The organism is Pseudomonas citrullilanati, assembly GCF_030580855.1.
Taxonomy (GTDB): Bacteria; Pseudomonadota; Gammaproteobacteria; order Pseudomonadales; family Pseudomonadaceae; genus Aquipseudomonas; species Aquipseudomonas citrulli.
In genome coordinates this window covers 23,662-41,015 of sequence record NZ_JAUQOP010000044.1, presented here as the reverse complement: position 1 = coordinate 41,015, position 17,354 = coordinate 23,662, and the positions used below count along the sequence as shown (strand labels likewise).

The following is a 17,354-nucleotide window of genomic DNA, read 5'->3' as shown; positions in this document are numbered from 1 at the left end:
AAGACTAGAACTCCATACGACGAAAGCGTCTATCTACAAGCCTTGACCTGCCACGACTCGCCTTTGACGAGGGCATCGCAAGCAACAAAGGTATGTTGACGGAAGAGCTCAGGGCGTGAAGCAGCCCTAAAACCAGACAACTCGGTGGACCAGATAGATTGAGTTGACTGTTTGGGGGCTGCTACTCAGCCCAGCGGGGATAAATCCCCTCGCCACAAGGGCTAGTGTTCAGCCTTACAGTTCGATCTTCACCGCCTGCGAAGCCCGGGTCGCCTTGGCGCGGGCGGCTTCGATGGATTCGTCGCGGGCCAGGGCCACGCCCAGGCGGCGCTGGCCGTTGACTTCCGGCTTGCCGAACAGGCGCAGGGCGGTGTCCGGTTCGCTCAGCGCGGCGCCCAGGTTGGCGAAAGCGGTCTGGGTCGACTGGCCTTCCACCAGGATCACCGCCGACGCCGACGGGCCGAACTGGCGGATCAGCGGGATCGGCAGGCCGAGGATGGCCCGGGCGTGCAGGGCGAACTGCGACAGGTCCTGGGAAATCAGCGTCACCAGGCCCGTGTCGTGCGGCCGTGGCGACACTTCGCTGAACCACACCTGGTCACCCTTGATGAACAGCTCGACGCCGAACATCCCGCGGCCACCCAGGGCCTCGGTCACCGCCTTGGCAACGCGCTCGGATTCGGCCAGGGCCGCGGGGCTCATGGCTTGCGGCTGCCAGGATTCCTGGTAGTCGCCTTTCTCCTGGCGATGGCCGACCGGCGCGCAGAAGGTGGTGCCGCCGGCGTGGCGCACGGTCAGCAAGGTGATTTCGTAGTCGAAGTCGATGAAGCCTTCGATGATCACCCGGCCCTTGCCGGCGCGGCCGCCTTCCTGGGCGTAATCCCAGGCCTTCTGCACGTCATCGTTGCCGCGCAGCAGGCTCTGGCCCTTGCCCGAGGAACTCATCACCGGCTTGACCACGCAAGGGAAACCCAGGGTCTCGACGGCCTTGCGGTAGTCTTCCACGGTGTCGGCGAAGAAGTAGGGCGAGGTCGGCAGGCCCAGCTCCTCGGCAGCCAGGCGGCGGATGCCTTCGCGGTTCATGGTCAGTTGCGCGGCGCGGGCGGTGGGGATCACGGTGAAGCCTTCGGCTTCCAGTTCCACCAGGGTGGCGGTGGCGATGGCTTCGATTTCCGGCACGATGTAGTGCGGCTTCTCGGCTTCGATCACCGCCCGCAGGGCAGCGCCGTCGAGCATGTTGATCACGTGGCTGCGGTGGGCCACTTGCATGGCCGGCGCGTTGGCGTAGCGATCCACGGCAATCACCTCGACGCCCAGGCGCTGCAGCTCGATTACCACTTCCTTGCCCAGCTCACCGCTGCCACACAACAAAACGCGGGTCGCGGTGGGCGACAATGGAGTTCCGATACGGGTCATCTGAAAGTCCTCAAACAGGAGCGGATCATCGCGGGTTGCGCGCCGGGCGAGCTTCCCATGGGGAGAAAGCGCGGCATTTTACATGAACCGGGGCATTTGGCTTCAGCCGGCGACGGCCTGTTTGCGCAGGCGCCAGGCCATGATCAGCCAGACCGCCGTGACCCCGGCGAATTTCGAGAGCAGGGCGGTGGTCACCACGGCGGGCGTCAGGGCATCGATCAGGCCGAAGAAGATGAACGTGTCCAGGGGAATGCTCAGGGCCGAACTGATCCACAACCGGTCATGAAGCGGGCGTTTGGTGAGGGTGAATACCAGCCAGTCGATGCACTCGGACACCGCGAACGCCGTGGCGCTGGCCAGGGCGATGGTCGGGTCCGAAGTGACATAGGACAGCACCAGCGCCGCCAGCATCGCCACGAGGGCGCCGTGGCCGAAGCGGGTCTGCACCATGTCCCGCAGGATGAACACCAGCCCACCCCAGGCCGACCAGATGATGTCCAGGTGCGGCGCGGCGGAGAACGCGTAGTTGATCAGCACGACGCTGCTGATGTAGGCGAGCAGGTAAAGCATGGGGTGGGGTACCTGGTGGAGTTGGCGAATATTAAAGAACACCGCTTACCCTGTGGCGAGGGGATTTATCCCCGTTCGGCTGCGCAGCAGTCGCATTCCAAATATGTAAGGGGGCTGGGGGGAGTTTGGGGGGCTGCTGTGCAGCCCGACGGGGATGAATCCCCTCGCCACAGATAAATCCCCTCGCTACAAATCCCCTCGTCACGGATAGTCCGTCGCGACGGATAGGCCGTCGCCGCGGATAGTCCGTCGGCACAGGTTGTGTTGTATCGGTTTCGCTTCACTCTTCCTCGCCGGCATCCACCTTCCAATACCCCACCGCCTTGACGAAGTCCTGGTCCAACCCCTTCTCCTCCAGCAGCACCTTGCGAATCTGCCGCGCCACCTTGGCCTCGGTGGCGACCCACGCGTACAGCTTGCCACCGGGCACTTGCAGTTGCCTTACGGTGGTCAGCAGGCTGTCGTGGCGGCCTTCGCGCAGTACCCAGATCACGTGCACCTGCGCCGGGCTCTGGAGCACTTGCTGTTCGGCGCCGTTTTCCACCTCCACCACCACCAGGGCCCGGCGGTTCGGCGCCAGGCCTTCGAGGCGGCGGGCGATGGCGGGCAGGGCGGTTTCGTCGCCCACCAGCAGGTAGCTGTCGAAGATGTCCGGGACGATCATCGAGCCCCGCGGCCCGGCGATGTCGAGGTATTGCCCTGGCGCGGCCTGGGCCGCCCAGGTCGAGGCCGGGCCGTCGCCGTGAAGGACGAAATCGATGTCCAGCTCCAGGGTGTCCAGGTCATAGCGGCGCGGGGTGTAGTCACGCATCTCGGGCATCGGGCCCTTGTCCGCGCCGGGGCTGAAGTTTTCCAGGGCGGCTTGTTCCTCGGCGTTCTGCGGGAACAGCAATTTCACATGGTCGTCCGTGCCGAGGCTGACGAACCCCGCCAGTTCCGGCCCGCCGACGGTGATGCGGCGCATCCGCGGGGTCAGGTCCACCACCCGCAGCACTTGCAGGCGACGACGCTTGATCTCGTGATTGACGCGATGAATGGTGTTTGGATCGACTTCAGTCATTGCTTGACTCCGAAACAGGTGGACGGGCGGGGCCGTCGATGATGGCGTTGGCAGTCTCGTTGAGCAGGTCGCGTATGCGCAGGATTTCTTCCGGGTTCCAGCGTGCCTGGTGCATTTGCAGCGCGCGACGCAGGTTGACCACCGCCTCGTGGATTTCAGCCGGCCGCCCTTGCTCGCGCAGGACGCGCTTGCTGGCCTCGATGCGTACTCGCATGCTCTCCAGCGCTTCGGCCTGGTCTCGAAGGTATAGACGTCCGGCGTCGCTGGCGCTGTAACGTTTTTTTCCACCTTCGGCATCGCGGATGACCATCTTACCCATTTCCAGCTGGGTCAGGGTCGGGTAGATCACGCCCGGGCTGGGGGTGTAGGCCCCGTCGAACATCGCCTCGATCTGGCGGATCAGCTCGTAGCCATGGCAAGGCTTTTCGGCGATCAAGGCCAGCAACAGCAATTTCAGCTCGCCGGCGGCGAACACCCGTGGCCCGCGTCCGCCGCGTTCACGGCCGGGCGGGCGCGATTCGAAGCCATCGCGCTGACCTTGTTCGCGAGTGAAAGGGAAGTAAGGAACTGTCATCTGTCTGCTCTCTGTTCGCATAAATAGAACCGAGATATATCTTTGATGCTAGATATATCTTCGCCTATAGATATATCTTGTGTCGGCCGATATATCTTAGTTGCGTCCTACATCAAGTGAAATACGACCTTACCTGAATCCCCTAAGTTTGCGAGACGAATCAAAAATGGTTGTGGGGTTTTTCCCCAGTAACTCAAGGGATTGTGGGAAGTCTCTTACATTAAAAGTTACGATTTATTGAAAAGCGCGTCTTTTTCGCTCTTTCGTGTGCGCGCTTTACTACAAGCCCTGGCGAACTTTCCTGCTTATTTTTAATTAAAGAGCGACGATCATGCAGCGGCGTTGAGGGGGCACGCCAAGTTGTATTTGGCCTGCCACTTCAACCCTTCTCTCTTTATTGCTATGAACAGGTGTTAACCCATGCTGATGAAAATCCTTACCGCTGCGTCCCTGACCGCCGCTGCCCTGAGCTCCCCACTGGCAATGGCTGCCGATGATGCACGCTCGTCCATCCACATCACCGCGAACATCCCGACCCAACAGTTCCACGTGCAGCCACGTGACCCGAACTTCGGTAAGGATGAAATCATGTCCTACAACACCGTCAGCGGCACCCTGACTTCGCTGCGCCAGACCTTCGACGTGAAGAACACCGAAGGTTCGGTCAACGCCTACATCGAAGGTGGCCCGGCTTCGCTGTACAACGGTTCCGATGCCATCGCCCTGACGACTGCCTTCAACGGCGTCACCCTGACCGCAACCCCTCAGGAAGTGGTGGACGACGCAACGTCGACCCCGGGTACCCAGGCTGACATGACCATTGTCCCGGCCAAGCCCCTCGCTACCCAGAACGGCCTGTACACCGCCGACCTGACCGTGATCTTCGACGCCGTTCCACGCCCATAAGGCTATTGGATGCCCGTCGAGTCTCACCTCTCTCGAATGGGCATCCACGCGGGCCGACGGGTACTCCCCGACCGGTCGGCCCGCACTGGGAACGCCCTGACAGTTCGCTGAATATGAGAATCCGTTGATGTTTTCGATGACACCCATCGCGGGTGCGCTCGCGCTATTGCTGTGCGCCAGTGCATTGGCCGCGCCGACGGCCCCCGGTACCACACCGACCAGCCTGTTGTCCCAGGCCAAGGGCCTGCCGGCGGAGTTCGAGGCGCATTTCTTCGACGTGCCTCTCGCGGTTCGTATTGAGCTCAATCAACAATACCTGGGGGAAGGCATGGTGGTCTTGACCCGGGACGATCGTATTACCCTGTTGGAGTTGACCGATACCCACGACAGCACGATGAAAGCCATCGACCGCCAGCAGTGGGAACAACTGCTCAAGCAAGGACAGGCGCTGGGTGCCTGCGAAGCTCGCTGCCCCGCCGGGTTGCTGGCGGTGCACTACAGCCTGGAAAACTCATTGGTCTCGATCCTGACCAGGGACGTGGAGCGCGGCACTGAAACCAAGCGCTACCACGACCAGCCGGAAGGCGGCAGCCTCGGCCTGATCTTCAACAACCAACTGAACCTCAACGGTGGCCAGGAACAGGACACCGGCGGGCGCTATGGCCTCAACGCCAGTTCCAGCGTCGGCAACTGGAGCCAGTCGCTGGACCTCCAGCTGTCGCGCCTGGGCGGGCCGGACGACAAGCTCTATCACGCCGTCCATGAGCTCTACACCCAACGGGAACTGGAGGGCAATTTCTTTCGCCTGGGGTACTTCACGCCCAGCTCCGATGGCCTGAACCGGCAGATCCGTGCGTTCGGCGCCAACCCGGACACCGCCCTGGGGGTGATGTACGGCAGTTCCGACAGCCTGGCGATCGACAATCCCAAGCCCAGCGTCTATCCCATCTATGTCACCGCCAGCCGCCAGGCGTCGGTGGAGATCTATCGCAATGGCCTGTTGATCAATACCCAGGCGGTCGCCGCCGGCTTGCAGAGCCTGGACACCCGGCCCCTGCCCGGCGGCATCTACGAAGTGGAAGTACGCCTGATCGAAGACGGGCAGACCACCGCCACCAGCCAGGAACTGGTCTACAAGCCCAACAACTGGAACAGTACCGAGGAGCGCTGGCGCTACAACCTGTTCGCCGGGCGCGAGACCCGCTTGTGGAGCAACTGGGAAGACCAGCCCTCGGGATTCACCACGGCGGGGATCGGCGTCAACTACCTGCTGCATCCGCGGGTGATCCTGGGCGGATCCACCCGCCAGGTGCAGGACAAGCTGCAGGTCGGTACCTCGATCGACTGGACCCTGGCCAGCAACACCAGCCTGTACGCCAACGTCTACCACACCGAACAGTACGGCAACGGCATGGACTTGCAAGGCTTGTACAGCTACGGCCGTGGCAGCGTGGTCGCCAGCCACAACCGCAGTTGGCTGGACACCCGCAACACCTACGAGACCCTGCCCGACGGCACGCGCATTCGCCAACGCAACGTTTTCGTCGGCCATACCAGCAACTCGTCGCTGTCGGTCAACCATCGCTTGAGCAACAAGGCTTCCGTCAACGGACGCCTGTCCTACAGTGAGGGCAACATCCAGGGCGCCGGCCTGGACCTGGGCTGGAGCCAGCGCGCCACGCTGCGTGGCAGCGACGCCAACTGGCGGTTGTCGGTATTCGACCGGCCCGGCACCTCCAGCACCGGCGACCGGCGCAATCGCGGCCTCGACCTGAGCCTCAGCGTTGCCTTGGGCGGCCCGGGCGAATACTGGTCGGGCAGCCTCGGCACCCGCACCTCGCGGGACGGCGCCCGGGACAACAACGCCTCGCTGACCTATCGCCGCGACTTGCAAGACCACGTGCTGCAAAGCGTCTCCGCCACGGCGCTGGTCGACACGTATGGCGTGGGCCTGTCCGGCATCGGCAGTTTCATGACCGATTCGCTGTACGGCGACGGTTTCATCCAGCGTTCGTCCTATAACGACAACCTCACCGGCGGCCTGAACCTGAGCAGCACGGTGGCCGTGGGCGGCCAGAAAGCCGTGTTCACCGGCCTGCCCCAGGGGCGCGGCGCGGGAATGATCGTCGATGTCGACAGCGACCTGGACGATATCGTCCTGCGCGCCGATGACCTGACCGGCGGCAGCACCACCCTGCATCCCGGCCGCAACTTCGTACCGATCACCGCCTACCGCAACAGCATGGTGACCTTCGACTTCGAAGGCGTGCACCCACCGGCGGCGAACATCGAACCGGCTCGCGCCCGCTACCACTTGAACAAGGGCGGCGTGGAATACCGCAAGGTCAGCGTGATGAAAACCGTGACCGTACTCGGCCGCCTGCTGGACGGGGAGGGCGAACCACTGCGCGGCCACCACGTGATCAACCACGCCAGCCGCGGCATCAGCGAGGTGGACGGGTTCTTTTCCATGGAAATGAACGCCGCCTCCCCGACCCTGGAAGTGCGCTACGGCAACGAGCTGTTCTGCCGCTTCCGCCTCGACCCGCAGAACGCCGTCGACGAAGGCGATGTGCTGATGATCGGTGATTTGCGCTGCACGCCGGACACCCTGGCCGATGCGGCCCAGGTCGACGCGGTGAAACGGCGTTCGTGAGGCTCGTGTGCCGGGGAAAGGCTTCCCCGGCTCTTTCAATGCAGTGATTTCGCAGGCTGCCGGAGGTAAGGAATGAAGCAGGTATCAGGAGCGATGGGCGTTGTGGTTTCGGTGATGGCGTTGGCCTGTACGCCGCCGGCCAACGCTGTGAGCCAGGATGTCACCGCCATATTCAGGCCCGACCCGTCGAAGCCCGATGAGAATACTTTTCTCAATACCACGTACGTCACGGGGTATTGCCAACTGTTTCCGGCGGTCTGCAACAGGGAAAAAATCTTCAGCATTCAACTGCCCATCGTCTCCGAGTCTATCAGTCCGATCCAGGCGAATCATGGGAGTGCCCGGCAAGGTGCGATGTTCGACGTGCCTACTCAATGGCGTCTGGCGCAGGTAGTTCATGCCGGTACGGGTGAAACTGAAATCGTCCAGGTGCGCATTGCCGGTATCGGTACGCGCTACCAAATTCCTGGGGGCGTCGTGGACCTGGTCGGTGGCGGTGTGGGGGCCGAGGCTGCACATGGCATGTTATGGGGCGGTTCCAGCTTTCTTTATGCCCCCGCGCCCTGTCGAACCACCGGTTTGGCGAGCTATAGCAACCTGACCTTCAACTTTTTCTGGAAGACGCCGACCGAGGGTGTATGCGCCAAAAGGTCCAGCTACCTCATCCCCAGCATGTCTTATCGACACCTGGACTTCGCTTATGAGCTACGCACCCCTAACCCTTTGAGAATGTCGAGCGGCCTGTACACCGGTTCGTTGACCTATGGTGTCGGCCCAGGGCAGGACTTCGACTTGGGCGATGTCATGGTGCCGAATGAGTCGGTGATCACCCTCAACTTCAAGTTGACGGTCGAGCACACCCTCAAGGTCGAAGTACCCCCCGGCGGGAACCGCGTGGAGCTGGTGCCTCAGGAAGGCTGGCAGTCCTGGCTCAACAACGGGCGCAAACCGACGCGGTTGTTCCGTGACCAAAGGTTCCATATCTCGGCGTCTTCGCGCTTCAAGATGAGGCTCGAATGCCAATACGTCAGCGGCAATACCTGCGCCGTCAGCGAAACCGCCACCGGCCATGCCGTGCCGGTGGACATCGGCGTGACCCTGCCCGAGGGCCTGACGGATGCCGGCGGCCAGCCGATCAACCGTCGCCCGCTGCTGCTCGATGGCAGCGGCACCGAGCTGTTCCAACCAGGCTTCTACGTTGATCGCAGGTCGGGAACCCTGCACTTCGAAGTGGCGCGCGCCAGCGTCGAGCAAATGCTCGACAGCGGCGCCAAGGCCTACAGCGGCAGCGTCACGGTGATTTGGGATTCGGAAGTTTAGACAGGCTGGCTCGGCCTGTTCCGAGCCGATTTGATGTGAGAGAGAAATGAAACGTTTACCCATGTTGGCGCGCACCCTGGTTTCGTTGTTGGCCCTGGCTTGCGTGCCGGCGGCCAATGCCTTGAACCAGGAGATCAGCGCGCTGTTCAGGCCCGATGCCTCCAAGCCCCAGGAGAATACGTTTCTCAACACCACACCGGTCAGTGGCTATTGCGCGCAATACCCGGCGCAATGCGGCACAGCCAAGATGTTCAGCATTCGGATGCCCCTGACCGCCAATGCGACCGGCCCTATCCAGGCGGGCCATGGAGACGCCCGGCAGGGCGCGATGTTTAAAGTCCCCGCCAATTGGCGTACCGCGCAGGTGACTCATGCCACGACAGGCGAAACTGAAACCGTTGAAGTGCGCTGGTCCGGTATCGGTTCGCGATACCAGTTCCCTGGCAGTGTCGTCGACCTGGTCGGTGGCGGCATGGATGTCCTGGCCGCCCACAAGGCGTTATGGAACGGCTCCAGTTGGGTGAATGCCCCCTCGCCATGCCAATACAGTGGCGTTGGGGCTTATAGCAGTAACTGGTACATGTTTTTCTGGAAGACGCCGGTAGAAAGCGCCTGCGCCAAAAGAGCCAATTACCTGGTTCCAAGCATGAGTTACACCTACCTGGACTTTGCCTACGAACTGCGCACCCCCAACCCTTTGAAAATGTCGAGCGGCCGATATACAGGTTCTCTGACATACAGCGTGGGCCCGGGCCAGGACGTGGACCTGGGGGACCTCATGATCCCCAACGACTCGGCCATCACCCTCAACTTCAACCTCGACGTCGAACACACCCTCAAGGTTGAAGTCCCCCCCGGCGGCAACCGCGTCGAACTGGTGCCCCAGGAAGGCTGGCAGTCCTGGCTCAACAGCGGCCGCAAGCCGACGCGGTTGTTCCGCGACCAACGCTTCCATATCTCGGCGTCTTCGCGTTTCAAGATGGCGCTCGAATGCCAGTACAACAGCGGCAACACCTGCGCGATCGCCGAAACCGCCACCGGCCATGCCGTACCGGTGGATGTCAGCGTGAGCCTGCCGGACGGTCTGACCGACGCGTCCGGCCAACCGGTCAACCGCCGTCGACTGCTGCGCGACGGCAGCGGTACCGAGTTGTTCCAGCCAGGCGTGTACGTCAACCGCAGGCCGGGGACCCTGCATTTCGAAGTGGCCCGGGCCAATGTCGAGCAGATGCTCGACAGCGGCGCTACGGCCTACAGCGGCAGCGTCACGGTGATCTGGGATTCGGACCTTTGAGCGGCCGCCGCGCCACCATTCATGTTCAGCAAGTTGCGTTCAATGCACGAGGTAAAGAAACGATGAAGCGTCTATTGGCCGGGATTGGATTTTCTCTGCTTTGCGCCGTGGTCCAGGCCGGGCCGCAGATCGGCGTAGGGGTGGTCTACGACTACCTGGATGGCAATAAAAGCACCTACATGAAACGGATATTCAACGGTGGGACGTCGACGGCCTTCGTCAAGGTCAACATCCTGGAGATTATCTACAACGAAGACGGCACGTATCAGGAAGTACCGCTGAAGAACCAGGCCAGCGCCCAGGCCAAGGATGGCCTGATGGCCAGTCCCGCGCGGCTGATCGTACCGGCCAACGGGATGCAGGGCACGCGCCTGCTATTCATGGGCAATCGCGACAAGGAACGCTACTTCCGCGTGCGCTTCGTGCCGGTGGTGCCGGAAGCCGAAGACGAATTCGCCGTCAGCAAGGAAGAACGCGAGCAGTACAAGAAGGACCGCGTGGCGGCCGGGGTCAAGGTCCTGGCGGGCTACGGCACGGTGTTTTTCGTGCGGCCCAAGGACAGCCGTTTCGAAACGGTGATCGACGACAGCGCCAATCGCTACCAACTGCACAACAAGGGCAACACCGTCGTGATCATCGATGAGTTCAAGGATTGCGCGGCGAAGAAAGACAACGATTGTCGTCCCACCAGCAAGCACCACGTCATGGCCGGTCGCACGTTTTCCCTCGACAAGGAGCCGGGGCGTGAATACCGCTTCACGCTGATCGAAGGCAGCCAGTCCAAAAACGTCGAGATCAAGGGCTGACGGTTGCCGTCGCCCACTGACGCCACAGGTAATCAATATGTTCAAGACACCGGTACGCCTCCTGGCCTCGGCCGCCCTGCTCGTACCCTGGGTTTCGGCCTGGGGGGCCGTGGAGCGGGAGACCTTCGAACTCTACGTGACCATCCCGACCGCAGAGTTCTACGTGCTGCCCCTCGACCCGCAATTGGTCCAGCGCGAACAGCGCTTGCCGTTCAGCACCATCACCACGGAGTTGAGCCCGCTGCGGGCCACCTATGAGGTGAAAAACAGCACCGGCGGCATCGGTGCGCGCCTGGCCGAGGAGGCCTACCTGTCCAATGGCCGCGAGCGCATCGACCTGCGGGTGACCTTCAACAATGTCCCGTTGACCCTGGATTCGACCCAGGTGGTCTCGGCCATCGACGCCCGGCCCGGGCGACAGGTGCCGTTGGTCATCGCCGCCGTCCGCCCGGACGACGACTACAAGCCCGGCGACTACTACGGCACGGTGCACATGGTGTTCGACGCCATCGCGCCCTAGGGCGACGCAAGAACAGGGAGTAACAAGGCCGAAGGAGCGGGCATCTGCACAACGCTTTTGTGGCGAGGGGATTTATCCCCGCTGGGCTGCGCAGCGGCCCCTGATCGGGCGACTCGGTGTGCCAGGGACATTGAATCCGGGGCTTTTGGGGCCGCTGCGCAGCCCAACGGGGATAAATCCCCTCGCCACAGGTGTATCGGTGCACATGGTGTTCGACGCCATCGCGCCCTAGGGCGACGCGAGAACAGGAGTAACAAGGCCGAAGGAGCGGGCATCTGCACAACGCTTTTGTGGCGAGGGGATTTATCCCCGCTGGGCTGCGCAGCAGCCCCTGATCGGGCGACTCGGTGTGCCAGGGACATTGAATCCGGGGCTTTTAGGGCCGCTGCGCAGCCCAACGGGGATAAATCCCCTCGCCACTGGTGTATCAACTATAAAAAGGAGTCAAACATGCTTAGAAAGTTAGTGTCCGTTGCAGCCTTGGGTTTTGTTGCGCTGAGTTCTCCACAGGTATTGGCCGCCGATGATGCACGCACATCGATCCACATCAGCGCGAACATTCCGACCCAGCAGTTCCATGTGCAGCCGCGGGATCCGGAGTTCGGCAGGGACGAGTACATGTATTACGACCCGGTGAAAAATAATCTGAGTACCTTGCGTCAGACCTATGACGTGAAGAATACCGAGGGTTCGATCCATGCCTACCTGCCGGAGGATCAGCCCGACTTGAGCAACGGTGCGCAAGCGTTTCCCTTGCGTGTCAGGTTCAACAATGTGCGCCTGAGCGCGGTGCCCGTGGAAGTCGTGGACGATGCCTCGTCCACGCCAGGTACTCAGGCGGAACTGGTCATCAGCGCCGATGCCGTACCGACTAACCTGCAGGGAGGCTTGTACACTGCCAACTTCACCATCATTTTCGACGCGGTGCCTCGGGTCAGCCCCTGAGTTTTGACTTGACCCACAGGTCGCTGTCGCTCACTGCTGCGCCACCAAGGGCTTGCACTGGGTGTGGCTGCCTGGCTGCAAGTACGGCGAGAGAAACGGCGCCATGCCCTTGAGTACCTGCACCGGCAAGGCCGAGGTGAACTTGAAGTTCTGTGCCGAGGCCCCCGGGACGAAGGCGGTGAGGGTGCCGAAATGGCTGTCGCCGATGTAGAAGACGAAGGTGGCGGTGCGATTGATCGCCTTGGAACTGATCACCCGCCCACCGGCACCGACGGCTTCGATGCGGTTGTCGCCGGTGCCGGTCTTGCCGCCCATGGCCAGCGGCGTACCGTCGGCCAGCTTGAAACTGCCGGCCACCCGTTTCGCGGTGCCGGCATCCACCACCTGGGACAGCGCTCCGCGCAGGGCCCGGGCCACCTCCACCGGCATCACCCGCTTGCCGTTGTCCGGATCACTGACCAGCCGCGTTTCGTACGGTGTGCCCACGGCAAAATCCAGGCTGTCGACGCGCAGCGCCGGTTGGCGGATGCCATCGTTGAGGATGGTCCCCACCAGTTCGGCCAGCGCGGCAGGGCGGTCGCCGGAGCTGCCGATGGCGGTCGCCAGTGACGGCACCAGGTGGTCGAACGGATAGCCGACTTTCTGCCAGCGCTGGTGGATGTCCAGGAACGCTTCGATCTCCAGCATGGTACGAATGCGACTGTCCCGGGCGCTCTTGTGCCGGCTCTTGAACAACCAGCTGTAGACCTCCTGGCGCTCGAATTGGCTGGCCTTGACGATCTGGCTGAACTGGGCGTCGGGGTGGTTGAGCAGGTAGCCCATCAACCACAGGTCCAGCGGGTGGACCTTGGCGATGAAGCCTTGGTCCGGCAGGTCGTAGGCGCCGGGGCCGTAACTCTGGTAGAGCCGTTCCAGGCGTTCGTCGGTGAGCTTTTCGCTGCTCTTGACCGACTTGAGGTGCGAGCGCACGAACAGGTTGAAACTTTCCTGGCTGTCGCCGGGGAAGAAATAGCGGTGCACGGCGGCCAGGCGGATCGCCGTGGGGTGCATGCTGTCGAGGAAGGTTTCGAGGCGCTGGCCGGTGTCCTTCTTCTGGTACTTCTTCCAGAACCTGAGTAGGAACGAGGTGCCTTCGCGGTCGGCGAACTGGGCCAGGTATTCCTGGCGACGCGGGTCGCTGTCGTCCTTGAGCAGCTCGGCGCTGTTGCTGGGCCCGGCGTAGGTGGCGTAGCGCACCAGGTCGCGCATCAGGCGAATGAACGGCAAGTTGATGGACTCGCGCAGGGCATCGCGCAGGGTAGGGTTGCGGCCGTTGTCCTCGTTGCGAAAGTTGTGGAAGGTGTGCAGGCCCCCGCCGGTGAAGAACGCCTCGCCGGGGCTGGCGGAATAAGTGCGATCCAGGGCCGCTTCGAGCATCTTCGGCAGGCTGCGGTCGCTGTTCTGGATCAGGTAGTCGACGGCCCAGCGCGACAGGCGGTCCTGCTCGGCGACCTCGGTCTTCTTCAACTGCGCCGGGGTTTGTTGGGCATAGCGGTCATGCAGCTCGGCGATGATCTGCAAATAGGTGGTGAGCACCCGCAGCTTCGCCGTGGAGCCCAGCTCCAGCTTGCTGCCTTCGTTGATGTCGAAGGGCTGGTCGGTGCTGTCGGTTTGCACCCGCACCCGGGAGCCGTCGGGGGTGAGTTCCAGCAGCGTGAAGCTGTAGCGCACCTGGGTGGTGCTGGTGGGGGTCAGCAGGCGTTCGCCCATCAGGCCGATCTCGGCGGCGAAGGCCGGGTCGGCCAAGCGCTTGAGGTACTCAGTGGCTTGGGCCTGCAAGTCGCTTTGCAAGGTGCTGGTGGCGGACAGGTCGAGGCGATCGAGGTCGTACAGCGGACGGTTGAGCAGGTTGGCGAGACGGCTGCGGGCGGCGCTAATGCCCTTGTTGGTTTCGTTGGGCTGGATCGTCGGTTCCTGCACCCAGTCGCGGTAGCTGACCTTGCTGGCCAAGGCGGCAGCGGACAAGGCCGCGTCGATCACGCCGTTCTGCGCCAGCAGGCGAATGTGGCTGTCGGTCAGGCGCGCCAGTTCATCGTGGCCTTTGGTCAGGTAATGGGAAGGGCGGCGCTGGGCGATCATCAGCGACAGCATTTCCCGCAGCGCCAGGCCTTTTTCCGCTATCGCCTGGGGATCGGTGGCGTTGCTGAACAGGCGTTCATTGGCCTTGTTGAAATCGACGCCGTACCAGACGCGCAAGCCTTCGGCCATGCCGTGGACCTCGCCATGGCCAGGCACGGCAGAAAGCGGCACGCTGTTGAGGTAGTCACGGATCACCCGCTGCCGCGCTTCGAGGGTCTGCGGGCCCCCCTGGTAGGCGCGCACGCTGGCGGAAATCATCTGGCGGATTTTCTCCGCGCCCGACACGGTGAGGCCTTCGGGGGAGTGGCGGTATTTCTCCAGTTGCGTCGCCAGGGTACTGCCCCCGGCGGATTGCCCCGGCAGGCTCAACAGCTTGGCCACCTGCGACCACGCCGCCATGGCGAAGCGCGGCCAGTCCACCGCCGGGTTGGCCAAGGGCTGCTGCGGGTCGAGCAGGAAGCGGTTCTCGATGAACAACAGGCTCTGCACCACCACCGGCGGAATCGCCTCGAAGCTGCCGTACAACTGCTGCGGGTACTTGAACTGATAGACCGGCGCGGCGCGGCAATCGGTGATGGTCAACCCGGCCTGGATCTTTTCCGTGTAGGGCACGAACAGGCCTTTTTCGACATAGTTCATCAAGGCCGGCGAAAAACGTGCCTGGGCCTGGATCACGTAGTCGCGCTTGAGCAGGCGCGGCAGGAACTCCCCCAGCGAGCTGTAGCCCAGGCGCCGATCGAATGGGCCGGCACCCGGGTAGACGATGGCATCGCTGGGCCCGGGTTGGACCGAATAAGCGAGGGACGCGGCGTACTGGCTGATTTCCCGGGCCTGGAACCGCGACGTGCGCATCTCCTTGGCCACCGCCAGGCCGGCCACCACCACGATGATCAGCAACAACAACCAGAACGCCCGCCAGCCATGCCGCACACGAGGTTTTTTCCGGGGTGAAGGCGCTTCTTCCATACGTTCAGTCGGGACCACAGGTTTGTTCGAATCGGTTTGCCACAAAGCGCCCATAGTCGACTGATCCAATTAAGCAGATTGATCGGACTTGCTTGAAGCTTAGACGGTGGTTGGCGTGGGGGGAGGGGAAATTACGGGTAGGCCACGACGCCTGCGATGAAGTGTGGCGAGGGGATGGCTTCAAAGCCATGTGGCATCCCAAAGCGGGTAATCGCCGATGCGTTCCACCAGCCCGGCGCGAAGAGGGTTGGCAATGATGTAGCGAGCAAACGGCAAGAGGTCTTCATTATCGCGGATGGCTCGGTCGTGGAAGCCACTTTGCCAGAGTGGGCCAAACGCTCCGGTCTTACGGTTTATGTTCTGCGCGCACCGAGCTTTGGCGGCACCGATGACTCGGCCCAGTGGGGCGTCGTTGAGTTGCAGCAACCAATGGAAATGATCCGGCATTACCACCCAAGCCAAGGAGTTCACCTGGTTCGAATCATGGGCGTGCTTGAATTCGGCGACCAAGAGTCGTCCAACTGTCCAGTCAGCGAAAATTGGACGACGTCGATGGATAACTGCGGTCACCAGATAGGCTCGTCCCTGCTCCGAATAGCGGCCGAGACGTAAGCGATGAGAGTTGGGACAGTGATGCATTTTATGCTTCCAATGAAGGGCTTCAATGGAGCGTAGTCACGCGGCGCTTGCCCCGATGCTGCAAAGGTCGAGCGAAATTTCCGGGGCCTGTGTAGTCCGGTGGCGAGGGGATTTATCCCCGTCGGGCTGCACAGCAGCCCCCCTCAGAACATCCCCACACTCCAGCCTTGCGCAGACCTGGATTACGACTGCTGCGCAGCCGAACGGGGATAAATCCCCTCGCCACGGGTTTCGTGGTGTTCGGGCGTCTCGGTCAAAGCCCATGACCGTCGTAGAGCCCATCGATTCACACCCCAACCTCCTGAACTCCCCATTCCCTGTGGCGAGGGGATTTATCCCCGTCGGGCTGCACAGCAGCCCCCCTCAGAGCATCCCCACACTCCAGCCTTGCGCAGACCTGGATTACGACTGCTGCGCAGCCGAACGGGGATAAATCCCCTCGCCACGGTTTCGTGGTGTTTGGGCGTCTCGGGTCAAAACCCATGACCGTCGTGGGGGCCCATCGATCCACACCCAACCCTCCTGAACTCCCCATTCCCTGTGGCGAGGGGATTTATCCCCGTCGGGCTGCACAGCAGCCCCCCTAGAGCATCCCCACACTCCAGCCTTGCGCAGACCTGGATTACGACTGCTGCGCAGCCGAACGGGGATAAATCCCCTCGCCACGGTTTCGTGGTGTTTGGGCGTCTCGGGTCAAAGCCCATGACCGTCGTGGGGCCCATCGATCCACACTCCAACCTCCTGAACTCCCCATTCCCTGTGGCGAGGGGATTCATCCCCGTCGGGCTGCACAGCAGCCCCCCTCAGAACATCCGCACACTCCAGACTCGCTTACGACTGCTGCGCAGCCGAACGGGGATAAATCCCCTCGCCACAGGTTTCGTGGTGTTTGGGCGTCTCGGGTCAAAGCCCATGACCGTCGTGGGGCCCATCGATCCACACCCCAACCTCCTGAGCTCCCCATTCCCTGTGGCGAGGGGATTCATCCCCGTCGGGCTGCACAGCAGCCCCCTAGAGCATCCCCACACTCCAGCCTTGCGCAGACTTGGATTACGACTGCTGCGCAGCCGGACGGGGATAAATCCCCTCGCCACGGGTTTCGTGGTGTTTGGGCGTCTCGGGTCAAAGCCCAGGACCGTCGTGGAGCCCATCGATCCACACCCAACCTCCTGAACTCCCCATTCCCTGTGGCGAGGGGATTCATCCCCGTCGGGCTGCACAGCAGCCCCCCTAGAGCATCCCCACACTTCAGCCTTGCGCAGACCTGGATTACGACTGCTGCGCAGCCGAACGGGGATAAATCCCCTCGCCACGGGTTTCGTGGTGTGTGGGCGTCTCGGGTCAAAGCCCAGAACCGTCGTGGGGCCCATCGATCCACACCCCAACCTCCTGAACTCCCCATTCCCTGTGGCGAGGGGATTCATCCCCGTCGGGGCTGCGCAGCAGCCCCCCTAGAGCATCCCCACCACTCCAACCTTGCGCAAACCTGGATTACGACTGCTGCGCAGCCGGACAGGGATAAATCCCCTCGCCACAGGGCAAGTGTGCCCACAAGGGTTGTGCC

At 62.5% G+C, this 17,354-nt stretch carries 13 protein-coding genes; 7 read left to right on the top strand and 6 right to left on the bottom strand.

Going from position 1 to position 17,354, the window contains the following annotated elements:
• Positions 1–234 precede the first annotated feature (234 nt).
• The 4 genes from purT to Q6A48_RS22110 all read right to left on the bottom strand — a co-directional run bounded on the left by purT (position 235) and on the right by Q6A48_RS22110 (position 3,620).
• Complete coding sequence (gene purT, locus Q6A48_RS22125) at positions 235–1,416, bottom strand: formate-dependent phosphoribosylglycinamide formyltransferase (protein WP_304556356.1); 1,182 nt, start codon at positions 1,414–1,416, stop codon at positions 235–237.
• Positions 1,417–1,518: 102 nt separating this feature from the next.
• Positions 1,519–1,986 carry a VUT family protein gene (locus Q6A48_RS22120; protein ID WP_304556355.1) on the bottom strand — a complete coding sequence of 156 codons (468 nt, stop codon included), beginning with the start codon at positions 1,984–1,986 and terminating at the stop codon, positions 1,519–1,521.
• Between the two features lie 280 nt (positions 1,987–2,266).
• On the bottom strand, positions 2,267–3,046 hold the full coding sequence (locus Q6A48_RS22115; protein ID WP_304556354.1) for a siderophore-interacting protein: 780 nt from the start codon (positions 3,044–3,046) through the stop codon (positions 2,267–2,269).
• Positions 3,039–3,620 (bottom strand): PadR family transcriptional regulator, encoded by a 582-nt coding sequence (locus Q6A48_RS22110; RefSeq protein ID WP_304556353.1) that lies wholly within the window; start codon positions 3,618–3,620, stop codon positions 3,039–3,041. The genes Q6A48_RS22115 and Q6A48_RS22110 overlap by 8 nt, the downstream gene beginning before the upstream one ends.
• 420 nt (positions 3,621–4,040) lie before the next feature.
• On the opposite strand from Q6A48_RS22110, the gene Q6A48_RS22105 reads away from it, so the two are divergent.
• The 7 genes from Q6A48_RS22105 to Q6A48_RS22075 all read left to right on the top strand — a co-directional run bounded on the left by Q6A48_RS22105 (position 4,041) and on the right by Q6A48_RS22075 (position 12,067).
• The gene (locus Q6A48_RS22105; RefSeq protein ID WP_304556352.1) at positions 4,041–4,526 is read left to right on the top strand and encodes a CS1 type fimbrial major subunit; all 486 of its coding nucleotides are present in this window, start codon (positions 4,041–4,043) and stop codon (positions 4,524–4,526) included.
• A gap of 127 nt (positions 4,527–4,653) precedes the next feature.
• Entirely contained in the window at positions 4,654–7,182 is a 2,529-nt protein-coding gene (locus tag Q6A48_RS22100; RefSeq protein WP_304556351.1) for a TcfC E-set like domain-containing protein, read from the top strand.
• Positions 7,183–7,254: 72 nt separating this feature from the next.
• Entirely contained in the window at positions 7,255–8,502 is a 1,248-nt protein-coding gene (locus Q6A48_RS22095) for a hypothetical protein (protein ID WP_304556350.1), read from the top strand.
• Positions 8,503–8,548: 46 nt separating this feature from the next.
• The gene (locus Q6A48_RS22090; RefSeq protein WP_304556349.1) at positions 8,549–9,796 is read left to right on the top strand and encodes a hypothetical protein; all 1,248 of its coding nucleotides are present in this window, start codon (positions 8,549–8,551) and stop codon (positions 9,794–9,796) included.
• Between the two features lie 62 nt (positions 9,797–9,858).
• Positions 9,859–10,602: a molecular chaperone gene (locus Q6A48_RS22085; protein WP_304556348.1), complete on the top strand. Its 744-nt coding sequence runs from the start codon at positions 9,859–9,861 to the stop codon at positions 10,600–10,602.
• Between the two features lie 37 nt (positions 10,603–10,639).
• A complete protein-coding gene (locus tag Q6A48_RS22080) occupies positions 10,640–11,122 on the top strand; it encodes a CS1 type fimbrial major subunit (RefSeq protein WP_304556347.1) in 483 nt (160 codons plus the stop codon).
• A 450-nt stretch (positions 11,123–11,572) separates the two neighbouring features.
• Entirely contained in the window at positions 11,573–12,067 is a 495-nt protein-coding gene (locus Q6A48_RS22075; RefSeq protein WP_304556346.1) for a CS1 type fimbrial major subunit, read from the top strand.
• 30 nt (positions 12,068–12,097) lie between these two features.
• Here Q6A48_RS22075 and Q6A48_RS22070 read toward each other — a convergent pair whose 3' ends face one another.
• Positions 12,098–15,205: a transglycosylase domain-containing protein gene (locus Q6A48_RS22070; RefSeq protein ID WP_304556345.1), complete on the bottom strand. Its 3,108-nt coding sequence runs from the start codon at positions 15,203–15,205 to the stop codon at positions 12,098–12,100.
• Positions 15,206–15,331: 126 nt separating this feature from the next.
• On the bottom strand, positions 15,332–15,790 hold the full coding sequence (locus Q6A48_RS22065; protein ID WP_304556344.1) for an REP-associated tyrosine transposase: 459 nt from the start codon (positions 15,788–15,790) through the stop codon (positions 15,332–15,334).
• Positions 15,791–17,354 lie beyond the last annotated feature (1,564 nt).